At 73.2% G+C, this 21,468-nt stretch carries 26 protein-coding genes; 19 read left to right on the top strand and 7 right to left on the bottom strand.

The features are described from left to right. The 3 genes from leuD to AC3ERT_RS09705 all read left to right on the top strand — a co-directional run bounded on the left by leuD (window position 1) and on the right by AC3ERT_RS09705 (window position 1,774). Complete coding sequence (gene leuD, locus AC3ERT_RS09715; RefSeq protein ID WP_335984308.1) at window positions 1–606, top strand: 3-isopropylmalate dehydratase small subunit; 606 nt, start codon at window positions 1–3, stop codon at window positions 604–606. A 192-nt stretch (window positions 607–798) separates the two neighbouring features. Further along, window positions 799–1,023: an SCO5555 family protein gene (locus AC3ERT_RS09710; protein WP_335984310.1), complete on the top strand. Its 225-nt coding sequence runs from the start codon at window positions 799–801 to the stop codon at window positions 1,021–1,023. A gap of 133 nt (window positions 1,024–1,156) precedes the next feature. Continuing rightward, window positions 1,157–1,774, top strand: a complete 618-nt coding sequence (locus AC3ERT_RS09705; RefSeq protein WP_335984312.1) for an HU family DNA-binding protein — start codon at window positions 1,157–1,159, stop codon at window positions 1,772–1,774. Window positions 1,775–1,856: 82 nt separating this feature from the next. On the opposite strand, the gene AC3ERT_RS09700 is transcribed toward AC3ERT_RS09705, so the two are convergent. Together AC3ERT_RS09700 and cofC are read right to left on the bottom strand one after the other, a co-directional pair. After that, the gene (locus tag AC3ERT_RS09700; RefSeq protein ID WP_335984314.1) at window positions 1,857–2,078 is read right to left on the bottom strand and encodes a hypothetical protein; all 222 of its coding nucleotides are present in this window, start codon (window positions 2,076–2,078) and stop codon (window positions 1,857–1,859) included. Window positions 2,079–2,110: 32 nt separating this feature from the next. Next, a complete protein-coding gene (gene cofC / locus AC3ERT_RS09695; protein ID WP_335984315.1) occupies window positions 2,111–2,764 on the bottom strand; it encodes a 2-phospho-L-lactate guanylyltransferase in 654 nt (217 codons plus the stop codon). Between the two features lie 131 nt (window positions 2,765–2,895). On the opposite strand from cofC, the gene AC3ERT_RS09690 reads away from it, so the two are divergent. The 3 genes from AC3ERT_RS09690 to AC3ERT_RS09680 are packed head-to-tail and all read left to right on the top strand — an operon-like array spanning window position 2,896 to window position 5,966. Next, a complete protein-coding gene (locus AC3ERT_RS09690; RefSeq protein WP_435173637.1) occupies window positions 2,896–3,783 on the top strand; it encodes a lysophospholipid acyltransferase family protein in 888 nt (295 codons plus the stop codon). Beyond that, a complete protein-coding gene (locus AC3ERT_RS09685; protein WP_335984319.1) occupies window positions 3,780–4,781 on the top strand; it encodes an NAD(P)H-dependent glycerol-3-phosphate dehydrogenase in 1,002 nt (333 codons plus the stop codon). Before AC3ERT_RS09690 ends, AC3ERT_RS09685 begins: the two co-directional genes overlap by 4 nt. 12 nt (window positions 4,782–4,793) lie before the next feature. After that, window positions 4,794–5,966: a D-alanine--D-alanine ligase family protein gene (locus AC3ERT_RS09680; RefSeq protein ID WP_435130804.1), complete on the top strand. Its 1,173-nt coding sequence runs from the start codon at window positions 4,794–4,796 to the stop codon at window positions 5,964–5,966. A gap of 89 nt (window positions 5,967–6,055) precedes the next feature. On the opposite strand, the gene AC3ERT_RS09675 is transcribed toward AC3ERT_RS09680, so the two are convergent. Together AC3ERT_RS09675 and AC3ERT_RS09670 are read right to left on the bottom strand one after the other, a co-directional pair. Beyond that, entirely contained in the window at window positions 6,056–6,538 is a 483-nt protein-coding gene (locus AC3ERT_RS09675; RefSeq protein WP_335984326.1) for a DUF3515 domain-containing protein, read from the bottom strand. 73 nt (window positions 6,539–6,611) lie between these two features. Further along, window positions 6,612–6,845: an Lrp/AsnC family transcriptional regulator gene (locus tag AC3ERT_RS09670; RefSeq protein ID WP_202236430.1), complete on the bottom strand. Its 234-nt coding sequence runs from the start codon at window positions 6,843–6,845 to the stop codon at window positions 6,612–6,614. 170 nt (window positions 6,846–7,015) lie between these two features. Here AC3ERT_RS09670 and AC3ERT_RS09665 point away from each other — a divergent pair, with 170 nt between their 5' ends. Further along, complete coding sequence (locus AC3ERT_RS09665; protein ID WP_335984322.1) at window positions 7,016–7,981, top strand: thiamine-phosphate kinase; 966 nt, start codon at window positions 7,016–7,018, stop codon at window positions 7,979–7,981. A 119-nt stretch (window positions 7,982–8,100) separates the two neighbouring features. After that, window positions 8,101–8,889 (top strand): bifunctional hydroxymethylpyrimidine kinase/phosphomethylpyrimidine kinase, encoded by a 789-nt coding sequence (gene thiD, locus AC3ERT_RS09660; protein ID WP_435173681.1) that lies wholly within the window; start codon window positions 8,101–8,103, stop codon window positions 8,887–8,889. 59 nt (window positions 8,890–8,948) lie between these two features. Here the strand turns inward: thiD and rpmB are convergent, their stop codons facing one another. After that, window positions 8,949–9,134 (bottom strand): 50S ribosomal protein L28, encoded by a 186-nt coding sequence (gene rpmB, locus AC3ERT_RS09655; RefSeq protein ID WP_093737864.1) that lies wholly within the window; start codon window positions 9,132–9,134, stop codon window positions 8,949–8,951. A gap of 271 nt (window positions 9,135–9,405) precedes the next feature. Here rpmB and AC3ERT_RS09650 point away from each other — a divergent pair, with 271 nt between their 5' ends. The 9 genes from AC3ERT_RS09650 (at window position 9,406) to mutM (ending at window position 18,889) form a co-directional block, all read left to right on the top strand. Further along, window positions 9,406–11,070, top strand: coding sequence for a DAK2 domain-containing protein (locus AC3ERT_RS09650; protein ID WP_435173635.1), 1,665 nt, complete (start codon window positions 9,406–9,408; stop codon window positions 11,068–11,070). A gap of 428 nt (window positions 11,071–11,498) precedes the next feature. Then, window positions 11,499–13,754 carry an ATP-dependent DNA helicase RecG gene (gene recG / locus AC3ERT_RS09645; RefSeq protein WP_435173633.1) on the top strand — a complete coding sequence of 752 codons (2,256 nt, stop codon included), beginning with the start codon at window positions 11,499–11,501 and terminating at the stop codon, window positions 13,752–13,754. A gap of 49 nt (window positions 13,755–13,803) precedes the next feature. Then, window positions 13,804–14,385, top strand: coding sequence for a 16S rRNA (guanine(966)-N(2))-methyltransferase RsmD (gene rsmD, locus AC3ERT_RS09640; RefSeq protein ID WP_335981617.1), 582 nt, complete (start codon window positions 13,804–13,806; stop codon window positions 14,383–14,385). Between the two features lie 55 nt (window positions 14,386–14,440). Further along, entirely contained in the window at window positions 14,441–14,920 is a 480-nt protein-coding gene (gene coaD, locus AC3ERT_RS09635; RefSeq protein WP_435130813.1) for a pantetheine-phosphate adenylyltransferase, read from the top strand. A gap of 11 nt (window positions 14,921–14,931) precedes the next feature. Then, window positions 14,932–16,137, top strand: coding sequence for a F0F1 ATP synthase subunit B (locus tag AC3ERT_RS09630; RefSeq protein ID WP_435173631.1), 1,206 nt, complete (start codon window positions 14,932–14,934; stop codon window positions 16,135–16,137). A 204-nt stretch (window positions 16,138–16,341) separates the two neighbouring features. Then, the gene (locus tag AC3ERT_RS09625) at window positions 16,342–16,953 is read left to right on the top strand and encodes a YceD family protein (RefSeq protein WP_335981641.1); all 612 of its coding nucleotides are present in this window, start codon (window positions 16,342–16,344) and stop codon (window positions 16,951–16,953) included. Window positions 16,954–16,955: 2 nt separating this feature from the next. Next, a complete protein-coding gene (gene rpmF, locus AC3ERT_RS09620; RefSeq protein ID WP_069465182.1) occupies window positions 16,956–17,129 on the top strand; it encodes a 50S ribosomal protein L32 in 174 nt (57 codons plus the stop codon). Between the two features lie 19 nt (window positions 17,130–17,148). Next, a complete protein-coding gene (gene rnc / locus AC3ERT_RS09615; RefSeq protein ID WP_335981608.1) occupies window positions 17,149–17,910 on the top strand; it encodes a ribonuclease III in 762 nt (253 codons plus the stop codon). A gap of 112 nt (window positions 17,911–18,022) precedes the next feature. Further along, on the top strand, window positions 18,023–18,889 hold the full coding sequence (gene mutM / locus AC3ERT_RS09610; protein ID WP_335981605.1) for a bifunctional DNA-formamidopyrimidine glycosylase/DNA-(apurinic or apyrimidinic site) lyase: 867 nt from the start codon (window positions 18,023–18,025) through the stop codon (window positions 18,887–18,889). Here the strand turns inward: mutM and AC3ERT_RS09605 are convergent. Next, a complete protein-coding gene (locus AC3ERT_RS09605; RefSeq protein ID WP_435173629.1) occupies window positions 18,844–19,251 on the bottom strand; it encodes a winged helix-turn-helix transcriptional regulator in 408 nt (135 codons plus the stop codon). The genes mutM and AC3ERT_RS09605 overlap by 46 nt on opposite strands. Window positions 19,252–19,282: 31 nt before the next feature. Beyond that, on the bottom strand, window positions 19,283–20,158 hold the full coding sequence (locus AC3ERT_RS09600; RefSeq protein WP_435173627.1) for a CAP domain-containing protein: 876 nt from the start codon (window positions 20,156–20,158) through the stop codon (window positions 19,283–19,285). A gap of 179 nt (window positions 20,159–20,337) precedes the next feature. Here AC3ERT_RS09600 and AC3ERT_RS09595 point away from each other — a divergent pair, with 179 nt between their 5' ends. Both AC3ERT_RS09595 and AC3ERT_RS09590 read left to right on the top strand, forming a co-directional pair. Further along, window positions 20,338–20,619 (top strand): acylphosphatase, encoded by a 282-nt coding sequence (locus AC3ERT_RS09595; protein WP_335981600.1) that lies wholly within the window; start codon window positions 20,338–20,340, stop codon window positions 20,617–20,619. Window positions 20,620–20,928: 309 nt separating this feature from the next. Beyond that, window positions 20,929–21,132 (top strand): hypothetical protein, encoded by a 204-nt coding sequence (locus AC3ERT_RS09590; protein WP_335981598.1) that lies wholly within the window; start codon window positions 20,929–20,931, stop codon window positions 21,130–21,132. The last annotated feature ends 336 nt before the right edge of the window (window positions 21,133–21,468 follow it).

The following is a 21,468-nucleotide window of genomic DNA, read 5'->3' as shown; positions in this document are numbered from 1 at the left end:
ATGGAAGCCTTCACCACCCACACCGGCCGGGCCGTGCCGCTGCGCCGCAGCAACGTGGACACCGACCAGATCATCCCGGCGCACTGGCTGAAGAAGGTCACCCGCAACGGCTTCGAGGACGGCCTGTTCGAGGCCTGGCGCAAGGACGACGCGTTCGTGCTCAACGCGCCGCAGTACGCGGGCGCCACGGTCCTGGTCGCCGGACCCGACTTCGGCACCGGCTCCTCCCGCGAGCACGCCGTCTGGGCCTTGCAGAACTACGGCTTCAAGACGGTGATCTCGTCCCGCTTCGCGGACATCTTCCGCGGCAACTCGCTGAAGAACGGGCTGCTGACGGTGGTGCTGCCGCAGGAGGTCGTCGAGGAGCTGTGGCAGCTGACCGAGGCCGACCCGACCGCGGAGATCACCGTGGACCTGGTCGCCCGGCAGGTGCGCGCCGACCGCCCGCAGGGGCAGCTGGTCGCGCCGTTCGAACTCGACGACAACGCCCGCTGGCGGCTGCTGGAAGGGCTGGACGACATCAGCCTGACGCTCGCCAACGAAGCGGACATCGCCGCGTTCGAGAGCACCCGGCCGTCCTGGAAGCCCAGCACCGCAAGGGTCTGACGCCCTTCGGCGGCCGCACGCCCGCGCCGCCGCCACCGCCGGCGCAAGCGCCCCCCACGTCCTCGTGGGGGGCGCTTTCGCGTGTCCGGACGAGCCGGACGCCACCCCGCCATGGGTACGGAAAACCAGCCGCGGAACACCCGGTTGGCCCTGTCATGCGCCGCAACTCGCCGCAGATGGCACAATCGACGCATGGAACGCGACGGCCAACTGGAGCTCTACGGGGTCCTCGCCGCGCGTTTGAAGCAGGCGCACACGCGCGTCGCCCATCCCGAAGTCCCGGACGGGACAAGGCGGGAGTTGACCCGGCGACTGCTCGCGGTGACCGCGGTGGCGAAGCACGATCTCGCCGACGCGGCACGGCGCCTGGAGGTGTTAACGGCTGAGTTGGACGACCTCGGAATCCCCGATCACTGATCACGTGGAGCACCGAGTTCGTTGCGGCACAAGGGTGATTCGCCCGTTTCGTATTTGATTTGCGGTATATATCCGCCTAGCGTGCGAAATCAGCCCGTACTCATTCGCCGGGCAAGTTTCCGAAGGGGAAGACGTGAACAAGGCGCAGCTCGTAGAAGCGATTGCCGACAAGGTGGGCGGCCGGCAGGCCGCCGCGGACGCGGTTGACGCGGTTCTCGACGCGATCGTCCGCGCGGTGGTCTCCGGTGACCGGGTCTCGGTCACCGGGTTCGGTTCGTTCGAGAAGGTCGAGCGTCCCGCCCGTTACGCTCGCAACCCCCAGACCGGGGAGCGGGTCCGGGTCAAGAAGACCTCCGTGCCGCGGTTCCGTGCGGGGCAGGGCTTCAAGGACCTGGTCAGCGGGTCGAAGAAGCTTCCGCGAGGCGGCGAGGTCTCGGTCAAGAAGGCGCCCAAGGGCAGCCTGAGCGGCGGTGCCTCGACCACCGCCCGCACCGCCACGAAGAAGGCCGCTGCGAAGAAGGCGACCACCGCGCGCAAGGCGGCCACCGCCAAGACCGCGGCCGCGAAGAAGACCACCGCGGCCAAGAAGGCCACCGCGAAGAAGACCACCACCGCCAAGAAGTCGGCGGCCAAGAAGACCACCGCGAAGAAGGCGGCGGCGAAGAAGGCCCCCGCCAAGAAGGCCACCGCGAAGAAGGCGCCGGCCAAGCGCGCCGCCCGCAAGACCGCGAAGCGCACCGCCGCCAGGTGATACGGCCGCTTCGCCGCACCACTGATCGACCTGCTCCACCGCGCCGGGCCGGGCCCCTCTCCCACGGGGTGCCCGGCCCGCGCTATTGCGCCGCCGGGTCCGGGAAGGTCTGGAGGGTCAGGAAGGTCACGCGGCGCTCCGCGCCGGTGCCCTCGGTGCGGATGCGCACCCGCTGGCCCGGGCGCAGCAGCCGCAACTGCCCCGCGTCGAAGGCCGCGGCGCCGAACTCCAGCGGGGTGCCGTCATCCAGCAGCACGCTCCCCGTGCGGCTCTCGGCATCGAACGTGAACGCGGTGGCTTGCATGTGCCCAAGCCTAGACGCCGCCCGGACCGGTCTCAGCTGCCCTCGAAGGTCAGCGCCGCCGCGGCCGCGACGGTGAACCGGCCCACGCCCAGCGCCAGCGCCACCGCGAGGTCCTGCGGGGTGTCGACGTCCTGGCGGACCGAGGGCGCCGCGGGGAGGGTGATCTCGGCGGCGCCGGACGCGAGATGGCGGGCGCGCGAGGCCCCGCCGAAGCCGGGGGAGAGGGACACCCGCGGCGGAGCCGCGAGCAACGTTGTCCCCGTACCGGCCGCGTCGGCGAGGAACGCCCGCTCACAGGCTCCCGCGGCGGCCCGCAGCACCTCCGCCAGCTCCGCGGGCCGCAGGGCCGGGAGATCGCCGTTCAGCGCCGCGACCGGCGCGTGCGGCCTGCGGGACCTGACCGCCGCCTCGCCGTGCCGCAGCGCCGCGTTCAGCCCGGCGGCCGGGGAGTCCGCCACGACGAACGCCCCGAGCCCGGCCAGTTCCGCCCCCGCGGTGAGGTCGTCGGTCACCACCGTGACGTCCCGCACCTCCCGGCACGCCAGCGCGGCACCCACCGTGTCCAGCACGAACGCCAGCGCGAGCGCGGGCCGCACCGCACCCGCGCCCGCCAGCCGGCTCTTGGCCACCGCCAGCGGCTTCAGCGGAACCACCAGCGACCACCTCGCGTCATCCACGCCGTCCATTGTGCGGCCGCTCCCGCCGGCACGGCCGCCGCCGGTGGCAGAGGTGCTCCCTCGGCTGCCGGGCGCTGGCGTTAACCTCTCGGTAGCCGCGATCCCTGAGCGGCGCCAACGGCAACGAAGAGGAGTCCCGGGTGTCCCGCCGCAGAATCGGTTTCTGGTACCGCCTGGCGGCCGCCATCGCCAAGCCCCCGCTCACCGTGCTCTTCAAGCGGGACTGGCGCGGAAAGGAGAACATTCCGGCCGAGGGGGGATTCCTCACGGCGGTGAATCACAACTCCTACCTCGACCCGCTGCTGTACGCGCATTTCCAGTACAACACCGGTCGCCTTCCGCGCTTCCTGGCGAAGGCGTCGCTGTTCAAGCCGTTCTTCGTCGGCGCGGTGATGCGCGGCACCGGGCAGATCCCCGTGGTGCGCGCCAGCGCCGACGCGGCGGCCGCGTACCGCTCGGCGGTCGAGGCGGTCAACAAGGGCGAGTGCGTGGCCTTCTACCCCGAAGGCACCCTCACCCGCGACCCCGACCAGTGGCCGATGGTCGGCAAGACCGGCGTCGCCCGCGTCGCGCTGCTCACCCGCGCCCCCGTCATCCCGATCGCCCAGTGGGGCGGCAACGAATTCCTGCCGCCGTACGCGAAGAAGCCGAGCTTCTGGCCTCGCAAGACGCACCGCGTGCTGGTCGGGCCGCCGGTCGACCTGAGCGCCTGGCACGGCAAGGAGCCCACCGCCGAGGTGCTCCGCGAGGTGACCGGGGCCATCATGACCGATGTGAAGCACCTCCTCGCAGAACTCCGCGGCATCCCCGCCCCGGACGGCCTGTACGACCCGCGCAAGGCGGCCAAGGACGCGGAGCGCGCCGGCACATCCGCCGCCGCGCCCGCCGCGGCCACTGCGTCCGCCGCAACCACGGCCTCCGCCGCCTCTGCCGCCTCCGACAAGGACAACGACGCGACGGCCGCCGACGGCACGGGCGGCGCCGGCACCGGCGGCGGCCAGGGCGGCCACGGCAAGGGGGCGGCGTGACCGCTCGCTGCGCCGTGTACGGCACCGGGTCCTGGGGCACCGCGTTCGCGATGGTGCTCGCCGACGCGGGCTGCGAGGTCGCGCTGTGGGGCCGCCGGCCCGACATCACCGCCGCCATCAACACCACCCGGGTCAACCCCGCCTACTCCAGCGAGATCACGCTGCCGGCCACCGTGACGGCCACCACCGACCCGGCCGAGGCCGCGGCCGGCGCGGAGTTCGTCTTCCTCGCGGTGCCCTCGCAGTCGCTGCGCGCCAACCTCGCCGACTGGGCGCCGCTGCTGCGCCGCGACGCGGTCCTGGTCAGCCTGATGAAGGGCGTCGAACTCGGCACCGCGAAGCGGATGAGCGAGGTCGTCGAGGAGGTCGCCAAGGTCGACCCCGAGCGCGTCGCGGTGCTCACCGGCCCCAACCTGGCCGCCGAGATCGCCGCCCGCCAGCCCGCGGCCGCGGTCGTCGCCTGCCGGGACGAGGCGGTCGCCCGCCGTATCCAGACCGCCTGCCACACCGCCTACTACCGCCCCTACACCAACACCGACGTGATCGGCTGCGAACTGGGCGGCGCGGTGAAGAACGTGATCGCGCTCGCGGTCGGCATCGCCGGCGGCATGGGCCTGGGCGACAACACCAAGGCGTCGCTGATCACCCGGGGCCTGGCCGAGACCACCCGGCTGGGGCTGGCGATGGGCGCGGACCCGTACACCTTCGCCGGCCTGGCCGGGATGGGCGACCTCGTCGCCACCTGCTCCTCCCCGCTGTCCCGCAACAACACCTTCGGCCACAACCTCGGCCGCGGCATGAGCCTGGCGGAGACCATCGCCGCCACCAGCCAGACCGCCGAGGGCGTCAAGTCCTGCGAGTCCGTCGCCGACCTCGCCCGCAGGCACGGCGTCGACATGCCGATCACGGAGACCGTGGTCGACATCGTGCACAACGGGAAGCCTCCCGTCGTGGCCGTCAAGGAGTTGATGTCACGTTCCGCGAAACCCGAACGGTAAGGTCAACGCGACATGAGCAACCTGCCAACGCCCCCGAGCCAGGACCCGCGCTCCGAGCGGCCGGGCTACCACCGAAAGCCGCGCGTCGCCGTCGTGTTCGGCGGACGCAGCTCCGAGCACGGCGTGTCCGTGGTGACCGCGGCCAGCGTGCTGCGCGCCATCGACCGCGACAAGTACGACGTCCTGCCGATCGGCATCACCACCGAGGGCCGTTGGGCGCTGACCGCCGACGCACCCGAGCGGATGGCGATCGCCGACCGGCGCATGCCCAGCGTCGAGCAGGTCACCGACCACGACGGCGCGGTGCTGCTGCCGGTCGACCCGGCCAACCGCGAGGTCGTCTACACCGAGATCGGCGCCGTGCCCAAGGCACTGGGCGAGGTCGACGTCGTCCTGCCGCTGCTGCACGGCCCCTACGGTGAGGACGGCACCCTCCAGGGCCTGCTGGAGCTGTCCGGCGTGCCGTACGTCGGCGCGGGCGTGCTCGCCTCCGCGGTGGGCATGGACAAGGAGTACATGAAGCGGATCTTCACCTCGTTCGGGCTGAAGGTCGGCCCGTACACGGTGGTCCGCCCGCGCGAGTTCGCGCAGGACCCGGCCGCCGCCCGCCGCAAGGTGCTTCAGTTCGCGCAGGTCCACGGCTGGCCGCTGTTCGTCAAGCCGGCCCGGGCCGGCTCGTCCATCGGCATCAGCAAGGTCGACGGGCCCGACGGGCTGGACGCGGCCCTCGCCGAAGCCCGCCGGCACGACCCCAAGGTGCTGGTCGAGTCCCTGCTGAGCGGCCGCGAGATCGAGTGCGGCGTGCTGGAGTTCGCCGACGGCCCGCGCGCCTCCGCGCCCGCCGAGATCCCGCCCGCCGCCAGCAGCGACTTCTACGACTTCGACGCGAAGTACATCGACTCCGCCGAGGGCGTCGTCCCCGCGCCCCTCACGGCGGAGCAGACCGAGCGCGTCCAGCGCCTGGCCGTCGAGGCGTTCGAGGCCGCGTCCTGCGAGGGCCTGGTCCGCGCGGACTTCTTCCTGCTGGACAGCGGCGAGTTCGTGATCAACGAGATCAACACCATGCCGGGCTTCACCCCGATCTCGATGTACCCGCGGATGTGGCAGGAGAGCGGCGTCGGCTACACCGAGCTGATCGACCTGCTCATCCAGGCGGCGCTGCGCCGCTCCACCGGCCTGCGCTGACCCCCTGCGCCGCCGGGCCGGTCAGCCCGCGAAACCCGCGAGGCCCGGTACGCCCGCAACGCCGCCGAAGCCGTCCCCGCCGCGCCGTGTCACAGGCCGGCGGGGATGGTCGCCTTCACGGCGGGCGCCAACTCCGCCAGCGGCGTCGCGTCGTGGGCGTACCTGGCCGGCAGCAGCAGCTCCACGTACGCCTTGCGCAGCGTCGTGGTCAGCCGCGCGCTGCCGTCCGGGTCCTGCTGCCAGGACCAGGAGACCCCGCCCACCTCGGCGCCGGGGGTGTTCACGTCGTCGTCGTTCGCCGGCCGCGGTACCCCGCAGCGCAGCACGATCGTAGGATCTCCCCAGCCGGCGGTGAGCTCGGACGCCGGCTTGAGCGCGCGCCCGGGCATGCCGTCGATCTTCTTCGGCAACTGCGCGTGCAGCGCTCGGCAGTAGCCCGCCGCCTCCGCGCTCGGAACCGGTACGGCGACGGACTCGTCGTCGCTACCGGAGGCGGTGAACACGTAGACCGCCGCCGCGGACAGGCACGCGGCGGCGGACACGGAGACCAGCACGACCCGGCGGTGGAACATCACCGGGAAAGCATAAGGAACAGCGGGGAGGAGCCCTGCACCAGGGGCTCGTCGGGGGCTTGAGCGGCGGGGACTATATATGGACGACCGGACACGTCAGTGTGCGGGTGATGCCTTCGGCCTGCTGGACCTTGGCCACCACCATGCGGCCGAGTTCGTCGACCGTCTCCGCCTGTGCGCGGACGATGACGTCATAGGGACCTGTGACGTCCTCCGCCTGGATCACGCCGTCGATCTTGGAGATCACCTCCGCTACTGCCGAGGACTTCCCGACCTCGGTCTGGATCAGGATGTACGCCTGTACCACGGAACCTCCAGGGCGGCTTCGAGGATCATGTGGGAGGGGAGACGCCACGTTATCGCGTCGCCGCGCGCAGCGGGGAGACCCGCGCGGTACCAGACCCTTGTATTGACGGGAATAACGCAGTGGAACGGACCGGGGCACGGACGCCGGCCGACAACCGAGGGGACGACACTATGAAGGGGACTGTGGGCGAGCTGGGGGAGTTCGGGCTCATCAGGGAACTCACCTCCCGCCTCACCTCCACCCCCGCGGTGCAGATCGGCCCCGGCGACGACGCCGCGGTGGTCGCCGCGCCCGACCGCCGGGTGGTGGCCACCACCGACGTGCTCCTCGAAGGACGGCACTTCCGCCGCGACTGGTCCACCGCCTACGACGTCGGCCGCAAGGCCGCCGCGCAGAACCTCGCCGACATCGCGGCCATGGGCGCGGTGCCGACCGCGGTGCTCCTCGCCCTCGTGGTGCCCGCCGACCTGCGCGTGACCTGGCCGGTGGAGCTGATGGACGGCATCCGGGACGAGTGCCAGGTGGCGGGCGCCGCGGTGGTCGGCGGCGACGTGGTGCGCGGCGACACCATCACCGTCTCCATCACCGCCCTCGGCGACCTGCGCAGCCGGGCCGCCGTCACCCGCGGCGGGGCCCGCGCCGGCAACCTGGTCGCCGTCACCGGCTGGCTCGGCTGGTCCGCGGCCGGACTCGCGGTGCTCTCCCGCGGCTTCCGCTCGCCGCGCGCCTTCGTCGAGGCGCACCGCCGGCCCGAACCGCCCTACCACGCCGGCCCGGCCGCCGCCGAACTCGGCGCCACCGCCATGACCGACGTCAGCGACGGCCTGGTCGCCGACCTCGGCCACATCGCCGCCGCCAGCGGCGTGGACATCGACCTGCGATCCGCGGCCATCGACATCCCCGCGCAGATGACGGACATCGGCCAGGCCGTCGGCGTGGACCCGCTGCACTGGGTGCTCACCGGCGGCGAGGACCACGCCATCGTGGCCGCCTTCCCGCGCGACGTGAAACTCCCGGCCCGCTGGCGGATCATCGGCGACGTCACCGCGCCGGCCGGCCGCACCCCGCGGGTCACCGTCGACGGCGCGCCGTGGGACAAGGCCGCCGGATGGGACCACTTCGGGCCGGGGGAGTGAGGACGGACGAGCCCGCGGCGGGCACCGCGTACGACCCGGCGGCGGACCCCGCAGTTGACCCGGTGGACTCGGTGGACCCGGTGGACCCCGCGGCCGCGCCCCATCCGGCGCCGCCGCGGGTGCTCACCGTCGCCGGGTCCGACTCCGGCGGCGGCGCGGGCATCCAGGCCGACCTGAAGGCGATGCTCGCGCTCGGGGTGCACGGCATGAGCGTGCTCACCGCGGTCACCGCGCAGAACTCGCTGGGCGTGCACGGCGCTTGGGAACTGCCCGCCGAGGCGGTCCGCGCGCAGTTCCGCGCGGTCGTCGACGACATCGGGGTGCAGGCGGTCAAGACCGGCATGCTCTCCTCCGCGGCGACCGCCGCCACCGTCGCCGACCTGCTGGCCGGCCTCGACCCGGCCGTACCCGTGGTGGTCGACCCGGTCGCCGTCTCCAAGCACGGTGACGCGCTGCTGCGCGCGGAGGCCGTCGAGGTGGTCCGCACCCGGCTGCTGCCCCTGGCCACCGTGGCCACCCCGAACCTCGACGAAGTGACCTGGCTCACCGGGATCGTGGTCACCGACGAGGAGGGGATGCGCGCCGCGGCCCGCGCGGTGCTCGGCCACGGCCCGCGCTGGGTGCTGGTCAAGGGCGGCCACCTGCCCGACACCGAGCAGGCGGTGGACCTGCTCTCCGACGGCCGCGCGGAGCACTGGTACCGCGCCCCGAGGCACGGCAACCGCCACACCCACGGCACCGGTTGCACCCTGGCGAGCGCCCTCGCCTCCTACCTCGCCCTCGGCGACGACGTGCCCACCGCGGTCGGCCGCGCCAAGGAGTACGTCAGGGGCGCCCTCGCGGCCGGCTTCCCGCTCGGCGCGGGCATCGGCCCGGTCGACCACGGCTGGCGCGCGCGGGCACACTGAAAAGCCGATCCACCGCGAGGTGGATCGGCTTCAGGTGGCCACCCAGGACTGCGCTGCGGTCAGCGCGTGACCTTGCCGGCCTTGATGCACGAGGTGCAGACGTTGAGGCGCTTCGGCGTCTTCCCGACCACCGCACGCACGCGCTGGATGTTGGGGTTCCAACGGCGCGGGGTACGGCGGTGCGAGTGGGAGATGCTGTTGCCGAAGCCCGGCCCCTTGCCGCAGACGTCGCAGTTAGCAGCCACGGGTCACTCCAAAGACTTCAGATGCTCAGATGCATTTACGGTGAGAAAACCCGGGAGAACCCCAGGCAACCGGAGCAGCATACAACGACCGCTCCCGTACCGCGAAACTACCACGGTCCGGGCATCCGCCCGCCCGCCGCCGGGTGCTCGGCCCCTGCCGCGGCGCCGCCCGGCAGTACGCTCACCAGCAGCCCCCCGAGCCCCGCGGCGGCCGAACAACCGGAACGTCCGGCCGAACACCACGGGTCCGGTGCCCCGCAAGGAGGACCTGTTGCCCCCCACGCCCGACGCGGCCGCGGTGCGTTCCTGGTGCCGGCTCTCGCTCCGGGCGCTGGGCAGGGCCCGCGAGGAGATCGACGCGATCAACGTCTACCCGGTCGCCGACGGGGACACCGGCACCAACCTCTACCTCACCGTGGAATCGGCCGCCCAGGCCGTCGAGGCGGTCTTCGACGCGCACACGGCGGGCGGCGGCGCCGAGGAGGCCGTGCCGACCTTCGCCGAGGCCTTCCGCGCCCTGGCGCACGGCGCCCTCATCGGCGCCCGCGGCAACTCCGGCACCATCCTCGCCCAGCTGCTGCGCGGCATGCACGGCGCGCTCGCCGCGCCCACCGGGCCCGACGGGCGGATCTGCGCGGACGACCTGCGCCGCGCGCTCGCGGCGGCCGCCGCCGCCGGATACGACGCCGTCGCCCGGCCCGTCGAGGGCACCATGCTCACCGTGGCCACCCGCGCGGCCGACGCGGCCCGCGCCGCGGGCGGCAGCCCCGCCGAGGTCGCCCGCGCCGCCCACGCCGCCGCGTCGGCCGCGCTGGCCGCCACCCCCGCCCAACTCGACACGCTGCGCCGGGCCGGCGTGGTCGACGCCGGCGGCCTCGGCCTGGTCGCCCTGCTCGCGGTGCTCTGCGAGGTCGTCACCGGTGAGCCCCCCGCCGCCGCGTCCACCGCGGCGGCCACCGCCGCCCCGCCCGCGCAGGCCGTCCCGCCCGCCCCCGAGCCGTGCGCCGAGACCGGGCAGTTCGGGCCGGACGGCCCCGCGTTCGAGCTGATCTTCCTGCTGGAGGCGGCCGACGCCGCCGTGGCGACCCTGCGTACCCGGCTCGACGCCCTCGGCGACTCCCTGGTCGTGGTCGGCGGCGACGGCCTGTGGAACGTCCACGTGCACGTGGACGACGTCGGCGCCGCGGTCGAAGCCGCCATCGACGCCGGGCGGCCCTACCGGATCAGGGTCACGCACTTCGGCGACCAGGCCCGGCGCTCCCGCGGCGAGCGGGCGGTACGCGCAGTCGTCGCCCTCGTCCGCGGCGACGGCCTCGCCGCGCTCTACGGCCAGGCCGGCGCGACGGTGGTCGCCCTGCGCCCCGGCGAGCGGCCCGCCAGCGGTGAGATCGCCGCCGCGGTGCGCCGCGCCCACGCCCGCGAGGTCGTCCTGCTGCCCAACGACGCCGAACTGCGGCACACCGCCGGCGCGGCCGCGGAACAGGCCCGGGGCGACGGCGTACGGGTCGCCCTCATCCCCACCCGCTCGGCCGTCCAGGGGCTGGCCGCCCTCGCCGTCCACGAGCCGGGCCGCCGCTTCGACGAGGACGTGGTCGCCATGACCGCGGCCGCCGGCGCCACCCGCTACGCCGAACTCGCCGTCGCCGAGCACCAGTCCTGGACCACCGCGGGCATCTGCCAGGCCGGCGACGTCCTCGGGCTCATCGACGACGACGTCGCCGTCATCGGCACCGACCTCGCGGAGACCGCCGTCGGCACCCTCGAACGCATGCTGACCGGCGGCGGCGAACTCGTCACCCTCATCCTCGGCTCCACGGCTCCGCCGGACCTCGCCGACCGCCTCCGCGCCCACGTCCACGACCACCACCTCGCCGTCGACACGGTCACCTACGAAGGCGGCGACACCTCCACCCCCCTCCTCATCGGCGTGGAGTAGGGGACCCGGACTGGGCACCCACCCTCCCCCCGGCCGGCCCGTGGTAGCCGGTGAGCCGTTCTTACGTGTCGGCACCGTTACGTGCGAGCCGTTCTTACGCGGCGGCACCCGCTCAAGCCCCTTTTTTGCCGCCGGTTCGCCTCCGGGGGCTTTAACCCGGTGTGGGGGTACCTCCCAGGCGAAGCTCTGGGGGAGGTCGATCATGCTCGGTTCGCTCGTTCCTCGCGAACCTCCGCGTGTTCTCCCTTTCGACACCGGCGCCCCCTTCGGCTCACCGGCTACCACGGGCTGGCCGGGGGGAAGGTCGGCACCCCACGGGTGGGCCGGGGGGAAGGTCAGCACCCGCACCGGCGGACGGACCCGCCCCCGTGAACGTTCGGCCCCCGCCTGAGCGGGGTTGTCGGTGCGGTGGGGCAGGATAGGCGGGGATGACTGGTAATCCGTTGGACGACCCGCTGCGCAAGCTCGTCGGTGACCGTACGGCCAAGGTGCTCGGCGAGCATCTCGGGCTGCACACGACCGGGGACCTGCTCCACCACTATCCGCGGCGGTACGCGGAGCGCGGCGAGCTGACGCGGCTGGCCGACCTCCCGGTGGACGAGTACGTCACGGTGGTCGCGCAGATCGCGAAGGCGGACAAGCGGACGTACGGGCGCGGCTCGGGGGTGCGGCTGGAGGTCGTGGTGACCGACGGCAGCGGCTCGCTGACCCTGGTGTTCTTCAGCAAGGCGGCGCACGCGCACGCCCACCGGCTGATCCCGGGCCGGCGCGGCATGTTCTCCGGGAAGGTCTCGGTCTTCAACCGCACGCGCCAACTCGCGCACCCGGACTACCAGTTGCTCGACGCGGGTGCGGACGAGGGCCCGGACGCGAAGGACGCGGCCGACGCGTTCGCGAACCGGCTGATCCCGCTGTACCCGGCGGTGAAGCAGATCACGTCCTGGCGCATCGCGCAGGCGGTGGACACCGCGATCGACTCGCTGGGCGCGATCGGCTGGGCCGGGGTCGGGGAGCCGCTGCCGGCGGAACTGCGGGCCGGGCGCGACCTGGTGGGGTTGCCCGAGGCGCTGGAGAAGGTGCACCGGCCGCGGTCGAAGCGGGACATCGAGGTGGCGCGGCAGCGGCTGAAGTGGGACGAGGCGTTCGTCCTCCAGGTCGCGCTGGCCAGGCGCCGGGCCGACGAGTCGGCGCTGCCCGCGCTGCCGAGGGTGCCGGGCGGGGACGGGCTGCTGGCGGCGTTCGACCGGCGGCTGCCGTTCACCCTCACCGAGGGCCAGCGGGCGGTCTCCGCGGAGATCTTCGCGGACCTGGCGACGGAGCACCCCATGCACCGGCTGCTCCAGGGCGAGGTCGGCTCCGGCAAGACCATGGTGGCGCTGCGCGCGATGCTCGGGGTGGTGGACACCGGCGGCCAGGCGGCGATGCTCGCGCCGACCGAGGTGCTCGCCCAGCAGCACCACCGGTCGGTCACCGAGATGATGGGCGACCTCGCGGAGTCCGGCATGCTCGGCGGCTCCGAACTGGGCACCAAGGTGGTGCTGCTGACCGGTTCCATGGGGGCGGCGGCCCGCCGTACCGCGCTGCTGGACCTGGTCAGCGGGGACGCGGGCATCGTGATCGGCACCCACGCCCTGATCGAGGACAAGGTGAAGTTCCGCGACCTGGGCCTGGTGGTGGTGGACGAGCAGCACCGCTTCGGGGTGGAGCAGCGCGACGCGCTGCGCGCCAAGGCCGCGCAGCCGCCGCACCTGCTGGTGATGACGGCGACCCCGATCCCGCGCACGGTCGCGATGACGGTCTTCGGCGACCTGGAGACCTCGGTGCTCGACCAGCTGCCCGCCGGGCGCTCCCCGATCGCCACCCATGTGGTGCCGGCGGCCGAGAAGCCGCACTTCCTGGCGCGGGCGTGGGAGCGGGTCCGCGAGGAGGTCGAGGCGGGCCACCAGGCGTACGTGGTCTGCCCGCGGATCGGCGACGAGGAGGACGCGAAGGCGGCCGCCAAGCCGGCCGGGAAGAAGGGCGGCGCCGCCGGGCCGAAGGACGGCCCCGGCCCGGACGACGCCGAGCGCCGCCCCCCGCTGGCCGTGCTGGAGGTCGCCGACCAGCTGGGCAAGGGCCCGCTGGCCGGTCTGCGGGTGGAGGCGCTGCACGGCAGGATGGCCCCCGACGCCAAGGACGACGTGATGCGCCGGTTCGCCGCCGGCGACGTGGACGTGCTGGTCGCGACCACCGTCATCGAGGTGGGGGTCAACGTGCCGAACGCCACCGCGATGGTGATCATGGACGCCGACCGGTTCGGCGTCTCCCAGCTCCACCAGCTGCGCGGCCGGGTGGGCCGGGGCAGCGCCGCCGGGCTGTGCCTGCTGGTCTCCGAGGCGCATGAGGCCAGTCCGGCCAGGACCCGGCTGGACGCGGTCGCCCGCACCCTGGACGGCTTCGAGCTGTCCCGGATCGATCTGGAGCAGCGCCGGGAGGGCGACGTGCTCGGCCAGGCCCAGTCCGGCAGCCGCTCCAGCCTGCGGGTGCTCGCCGTCATCGACGACGAGGACGTGATCGCGGCGGCCCGCGACGAGGCCACCGCGCTGGTCGCCGCCGACCCCGAACTGGCCGCCCACCCCGATCTGCGCAGCGCGCTGGAGAGCCTGCTGGACGCCGACCGCGAGGAGTACCTCGACAAGGGCTGACGCCGTGGCGGGCCCGGGCGCCCGGTAGGGTCGGGGCCGTGAGCAAGTCATGACCCGCGTGATCGCCGGGGCGGCCGGCGGCCGCCGGCTCGCCGTCCCCCCGGGCAACGGCACCCGCCCCACCTCGGACCGGGCCAAGGAAGCGCTCTTCTCCACCTGGGAGTCGCTGCGCGGCCCGCTGGCGGGGGCCAGGGTGCTGGACCTGTACGCGGGCTCGGGCGCGGTCGGCCTGGAGGCGCTCTCCCGCGGCGCGGCGCACGTCCTGCTGGTGGAGGCCGACCCGCGGGCCGCCAGGGTGGTCCGGGAGAACACCGCCACGGTGCGGCTGCCCGGCGCCGAGGTGCGCCCGGCCCGGGCGGAGAAGGCGGTGGCCGGACCGCCGCCGGGCCCGCCGTACGACACGGTCTTCCTCGACCCGCCCTATGACGTGCCGGACCCCGAGCTGCGGGAGATCCTCCTCACACTCGCGGCCAACGGCTGGTTGACCGCCGACGCACTGGTCACCGTGGAACGCAGGACGCGCGGCGGTGCCTTCGAGTGGCCCGACGGCTTCGCCGGGGTGCGCTCGCGTACCTACGGGGAGGCGACTTTTTGGTACGGTCGCGCCGCCGAAGTTACCGGCGAGTCATGAACCCGCCATGAACCGCAGCCCGAGCGTCACCGCTACGGAGAGCGAGGAGCCACTCTTGCGCCGCGCAGTCTGTCCGGGGTCCTTCGACCCCATCACCAACGGACACCTCGACATCATCGCCCGCGCGTCCCGGCTGTACGACACCGTCCACGTCGCCGTGATGATCAACAAGTCCAAGCAGGGCCTGTTCGACATCGGCGAGCGGATCGCGCTGATCGAGGAGGTCACCGCGGAACTCGGCAACGTCCGGGTGGAGTCCTTCCACGGCCTGCTCGTCGACTTCTGCAAGCAGCGCGAGATCCCCGCCATCGTCAAGGGGCTGCGCGCGGTCAGCGACTTCGACTACGAACTGCAGATGGCCCAGATGAACATCGGCCTGTCCGGCGTGGAGACGCTCTTCGTGCCCACCAACCCCGAGTACAGCTTCCTGTCCTCCAGCCTCGTCAAGGAAGTCGCCCAATGGGGCGGTGACATCTCCCACTTGGTCCCGCCACCGGTCCTCCGGGCGCTGACCGCGCGGCTCCGGCAGCAGTAGGCTTTGCCGCTGTGGACGTCCAGAAGAAGCTCGATGAGATCACGGCGACCGTCAGCGCAGCCCGGTCCATGCCGATGTCGGCCTCCTGCGTGGTGAACCGGGCCGACCTGCTCGCGATGCTCGAAGAGGTCGCCGCGGCGCTCCCGGACTCGCTGGCCCAGGCCCAGGAACTCCTGGGCGACCGCGAGCAGATGGTGGAGCAGGCCCGCGCCGAGGCGCAGCGGATCATCGAGTCCGCACACGCCGAGCGCGGCTCGATGGTCTCGGACACCCAGATCGCCCGGCAGTCCCAGGACGAGGCCGACCGCATCCTGGCCGAGGCGCGCCGCGAGGCCGACGAGATCCGCGCCGAGGCGGACGACTACGTGGACAGCAAGCTCGCCAACTTCGAGGTGGTCCTCACCAAGACCATCGGCTCGGTGGACCGCGGCCGCGAGAAGCTGCTCGGCCGCGACCCGTACGCCGAGGACGGCCAGGGCTACGCCGAGGACGACCCCGACGCCCCCGAGCGCAGCACCGACCCGGAGACGCTGCGCCGCCGCGCGGACGAGTACGTCGACACCAAGATGCGCGCCTTCGAGGCGGTGCTCAGCAAGACCCTCGAAGCGGTCGGCCGCGGCCGGCTCAAGCTCACCGGGCACAACCCGATCGACGACCTCGCCGCGCAGATCGCCGCCGCCGACGCGGCCGACGGCAGCGGCGAGGTGCGGCACCGGCAGTCCGACGACGAGTTCATGGCGGGCCTGGCCGCGCCGGCCGCCGACAACCAGGCCGACCTGTCGCAGTACGGCTACACCCCGGCCGCCGCGGCCGCCGCGCCGCAGCAGCCCGAGCAGCAGCAGGGCTACGAGGCCGACCCGGCCTACGAGGCGGACCCCGCCTACGGCTACCCGCAGCAGGACGTCTACGCCCAGCAGGCCCAGCCCGGCGGCTACCCGCAGCCCCTGCCGCCCCAGCAGCAGGAGTACGCGCCGGCCGGCTACGACCCGTACGGCAGCCCGCAGCAGGGGTACGACTACCAGGCCGCCGCTCCGGTGGACCCGGCCGGCGGCTACGACCAGCAGTACGGCGGGCAGCCGCAGATCCCGTACCAGCAGCAGGGGCCGGGGTACGGCCAGCAGCCCGGGACGCAGCCCGCGGCGCTGGACGAGACCAGCTTCTTCGACACCGGCATGATCGACCTGAACCGGCTCCGGGAGCTGGAACAGGGCCTCTGACCTCGCCCTCGGCCCCGGCGTCGGGCGGCCGCCGCCCCTGCGGCGACCGCCGGCGTTTGGGCCCGGGCGCACTGTCAAGTATCCTGTGGGCTCCAGCCGTGTCACGCACCGGCGCTTCGGCCTGCCCGTCCACCAGGGCCCTCCAGGGGGACCGCGCGGACGCGGGCGTAACGCTGTAGGCCGTACCGATGAAAGCAGGAAGCCCTGAACACCCGCCTCGACCACCGCAACCCCCTCGTGTTCGACACACACGAGCTGGGTCGGCGTCCTGGTGCGATGAAGAAGGTCTCCCGCACGGTCTCCGCGCCCGTCGACCTCGGTATCGCCGAGGTCATCGGGGTGCCGGAGGGCGCCGACGTCGAGCTGGAGCTCCGCCTGGAGTCGGTCATGGAAGGCGTGCTGGTCACCGGCACCGCCCATGCGCCGGTGACAGGGGAGTGCATCAGGTGCCTGGAGCCGCTGGAGCGCGAGCTCGACGCGGAGTTCCAGGAGATGTTCTCCTACCCCGACGCCGACACCCGGACCGCCCGCAGGGACGAAGCCGGTGACGACGCCGCGGCCTCCGAGGAGGACGAGCTGTACCTCGAGGACGACCTGTTCGACCTCGAACCCGTGCTGCGGGACGCGGTGGTGCTCGCACTGCCCATGCAGCCGGTGTGCCGGGAGGACTGCCCGGGTCTGTGCCCCCAGTGCGGGGTGCGGCTCGCGGACGATCCCGACCACCACCACGAGGCGACCGACATCCGTTGGGCCGCCTTGCAGGACTTCCAGCAGAACGGCACCGGAGACGGTGCCGACGAGAACCAGGAGAAGTAGCCGTGGCTGTTCCGAAGCGGAAGATGTCGCGCAGCAACACGCGCCACCGCCGTTCGCAGTGGAAGGCTGCGCCCGTGAGCCTGGTGGCCTGCGAGCGCTGCCACGAGCCGAAGCTCCAGCACATCGCGTGCCCGAGCTGCGGCACCTACAACCGCCGTCAGGTCCTCGAGGTCTGATCGGCAGGTGACAGGCCCAGTGTCCTCAACGTCCTCCACGCCCGACACCCCGGTGTCGAAGAAGGCCGCCGCGGACAAAGCCTCGTCCCACACGCTTCTGGAAGGGCGGCTCGGGTACCACCTCGAGCCCGCCCTTCTGGTGCGTGCGCTCACCCACCGCTCGTACGCGTACGAGAACGGCGGGCTGCCCACCAACGAGCGGCTGGAGTTCCTCGGGGACTCCGTGCTCGGCCTGGTGGTCACCGACACCCTCTACCGCACCCACCCCGACCTGCCCGAGGGCCAACTGGCCAAGCTCAGGGCCGCGGTGGTCAACTCGCGGGCTCTGGCCGGGGTCAGCCGCGGGCTCGACCTGGGCGCGTTCATCCGGCTCGGCCGCGGTGAAGAGGGAACCGGCGGGCGGGACAAGGCATCGATCCTCGCGGACACCCTCGAAGCGGTCATCGGCGCGGTCTATCTCGACCAGGGCCTCGACGCGGCTTCGGCACTCGTCCACCGGCTCTTCGACCCGCTGATCGAGGAGTCCTCCAACCTCGGCGCCGGCCTGGACTGGAAGACCTCGCTCCAGGAGCTCACCGCCGCCGAAGGGCTCGGCGTCCCCGAGTACGTCGTCTCCGAGTCCGGCCCCGACCACGAGAAGACCTTCACGGCTGCCGCCCGCGTCGGTGGTGTCGAGTACGGCACCGGCACCGGCCGCAGCAAGAAGGAGGCGGAGCAGCAGGCGGCGGAAGCAGCCTGGCGCTCCATCCGCGAAGCGTCCACCTCACAGCCGGCGGGCTGAGCCCCTCCCGAACGCCGGGCGCGCCGACCGAACCGTCGGCCCGCCCGGCGTTTCCTGGAGCGGCCCGGCACCCGGCGAAGCAACCATCCCGCCCGGCCGTCAGGACCCCACCGTGCCAGAACTCCCGGAAGTCGAGGTAGTCCGCCGCGGCCTCGCCAAGTGGGCCGCCGACCGGACGATCGCCGCGGCCGAGGTCCTGCACCCCCGTGCCGTACGCCGCCACCCCGCCGGCCCGGACGACTTCACCCACCGCCTCACCGGCGCCACCCTCGCCGCCCCGCACCGCCGCGGCAAGTACCTGTGGCTGCCGGTCGGGGAAGGCACCGCGATGGTCGCCCACCTCGGCATGAGCGGCCAGTTCCTGATCCGCCCGCAGGAGGCGAGCGCCGAGAAGCACCTGCGGGTCCGCCTCACCTTCGACGACACCGAGGGCACCGACCTCCGCTTCGTCGACCAGCGCACCTTCGGCGGGCTCTCCCTGCACGACACGGTCCCCGGCGACCCCGAGCAGTTGCCGCAGCCGCTGGCGCACATCGCCCGCGACCCGCTCGACCCGGCCTTCGACGACGACGCCTTCCACGCGGCGCTGCGCCGCAAGCGGACCACGATCAAGCGGGCGCTGCTGGACCAGACCCTGATCAGCGGGGTCGGCAACATCTACGCCGACGAGACGCTGTGGCGCACCCGGCTGCACTACGACCGCCCGACCACCGCGCTGACCCGCCCGCGCACCGCCGAACTCCTCACCCACGTGCGGGAGGTGATGGGCGACGCGCTGGCCGCCGGCGGCACCAGCTTCGACAGCATGTACGTCAACGTGAACGGCGAGTCGGGGTACTTCGCCCGCTCGCTGGACGCCTACGGCCGCGAGGACGAGCCCTGCCGCCGCTGCGGCACCCCGATCCGGCGCCGGGCGTGGATGAACCGCTCCAGCTACTTCTGCCCGCGCTGCCAGCCGGCGCCGCGCGCCTCGTCGTAGCGTCCGCGGGCCGCCAGCACCTCCGGCATCCGGCCCTCGACCAGGTGGATCAGGTCAAGCAGCCGGGTCGCGGTCTCCTGACCGAGCGGGGTGAGCCGGTACTCCACGTGCGGCGGGGCGACCGGCTGCGCGTCGCGGATCACCAGACCGTCGCGCTCCAGCGCCTGGAGCGTCTGGGAGAGCATCTTCTCGCTCACGCCGTCCACCCGGCGCCGCAGCGCGTTGAAGCGCAGGGTGTCCTCGGCGAGCGCCGACAGCGTCAGGATGCCCCAGCGCCCGGTGACGTGCTCCAGGGTCGGCCGTGACGGGCAGTCCCGCGAGAACACGTCGAACGCGTCCACCTGCTCCGTGACCTGGCTCATGAGCCCAGCGTAGCGTCCGAACCGCGGCCGGTCAGTAGCCGAAGTCCTGGGTCCACCAGGGGCCGCCGGTGCCGAAGTGGATGCCGACGCCGAGGGTCTTGTAGTCGCAGTCGAGAATGTTGGCGCGGTGGCCGGGGCTGTTCATCCAGGCGGTCATCACGGCCTGGGCGTCGGCCTGGCCCATGGCGATGTTCTCGCCGCCGAGGTCGGTGATGCCGAGCTTCTTCGCCCGGTCCCAGGGGTCGTTGCCGTCCGGGTCGGTGTGGTCGAAGAAGCCGCGGGCGGCCATGTCGTCGCTGAAGTCCTGCGCGAGGGTGTCCAGGGCGGAGCTCGCGGTGAGCGGCCGGCAGCCGGCGGTGGCGCGCTGCGCGTTGACCAGGGTGAGGATCTGGGCCCGGGCGGAGGTGACCGCGTCGGTGGTGGCCGTGGCCGCGGTGGTGGGCGCGGCGGTCTTCGGGGCGGTGGTCCGCACCGGGGTGGTGGGCGCGGCGGTGGTGCGGGTGGGGGAGGGCGCGGCGGCCTTGGTGGTGGCCGTGCGGGACGGCGTGGCGGCGCGGGCCGTGGCCGCGGGCGCGCTCCTGGTCGCGGTCGCGGTGGGCGCGCCGGACGCGGAGGTGGTGGCGCCGTCGGACGAGGGCGTGTTGGTGCCGGCCAGGGACGAGGGCGAGCCGGTGCCGGTGGGCCCGGTCCCATCCGCCTGGGTGCTGGCGCCGTCGCCGTCGAGGTGGCGCAGCTCGCCGTCGAGGTCCGCCAGCAGCCCGGAGGACGCGGCGACCGCGCCCACCGCGAGCGCCGCCGACGACGCCAGCAGCCCGGTCCGTACCGGGTGGTGCCTGCGCGGGCCGCGGTGGCTGCGCGGCCCCGGCTGCGGGGCCGCGGGCTCGGCATGTCGGCTGTGACGCCCCATCGCCGCACTCCTCACTGCTCGCACTGCTCGCCTGAATTACTCCGAACGGGTGAAGCTGTTGAGGGGGGACTGTAGCGAATGCGGGGTGGGTCGGACGAGGCTGCGTGGTCAGGCGGCCGGACCGGCCGGGCCGCGGCGCTCGGGCGGGCCCGCGGCGGCGGACGGGATAGCGTGCCGGTATGAATGAAGAGGTCCGGCTCACCGCGTGGGTGCGCGGCCGTGTGCAGGGCGTCGGCTTCCGCTGGTGGACCCGGGCGACCGCGTTGGAGATCGGCGGCCTGGACGGCTACGCGGGCAATCTCGCCGACGGGCGGGTGCAGGTGGTCGCGGAAGGCGGCTTCGAGCGGTGCGAGCGGCTGCTGGAGTGGCTGCGGCACGGCGACACGCCCGGGCGGGTGGACGGGGTGACCGAAATCTGGGGGGTCACCCGCGGCGGATACGAGGGTTTCGAGATCCGATGACCACAACCCGTTGCCTTCCGGCGATCGGCGTGTCAGGCTGCCCCCGGGCGAGGATGATCGTCAGACCTCGCGGATGACCACGCGGGCAGCCCGCGGCGCAGGTCGGCGCCGTGTATTCCGAGGCGGACCCGACGGCTGGGCTGTGATCGTGTTGACCGGTCCCCGTTTTGGTGAGACGCTGGAAGCCCCGCGCATCGTGGCACCGATGAATGCACGGCAGCCTCGATTTCGGCAGTCGCGCGGGAGCGACCCCCCTCAACCACGACCCACCCGCCCCGGTCGGTCACTCAGCGTGGAGGACCATTCATCATGGCAAAGGCGCTTCTCGGTTACGTCGGCGGCCCCGACCCGCGACTCCTCGCCGAGATGCGAAGGCTTCAGCAGCGCGTTCAGGACCTGGAGTCCGAGCTCGTCCGCATGCAGGCGGAGAACGACGCACTGGCTGTCGCATCGCGTGAAGAGTCGCTGCTCAGCAGCATCGACGTCACTCGCGCGGAGCCCGCGCTCGCCTGATCCGGCGGGTGGCGGGGCCTTCCCCCACACCGATGTCGCCGGACGGCGGCCAGGGACTCCCGTCCCCGTCGTCCCCTCGGCAGCCTGCTTCCCGGGGCTGCCCTGACTTACCCATGCCTGGCTCGCCCATGCCGGTCCGCAGCGGCGCCGCTGGTCGGCGCCGTCGCGGCAGTACGCGGTCACGGCACTTCAAGGGACGCCCGTGCGGCGTCCCTTCGTAGTTCCCCGGAGGCCTGATCCCTCCGGCCCTGCTGCCCGCCCCTCGCCTCTTTGTCCCAACTGCTTCACATGCGCGACGATCACCCGTTGCCCCGGTTCTACGTCTGATCTGCCCTG

The organism is Actinacidiphila sp. bgisy145, assembly GCF_057708125.1.
This window is presented reverse-complemented; position numbering and strand designations above follow the sequence as displayed.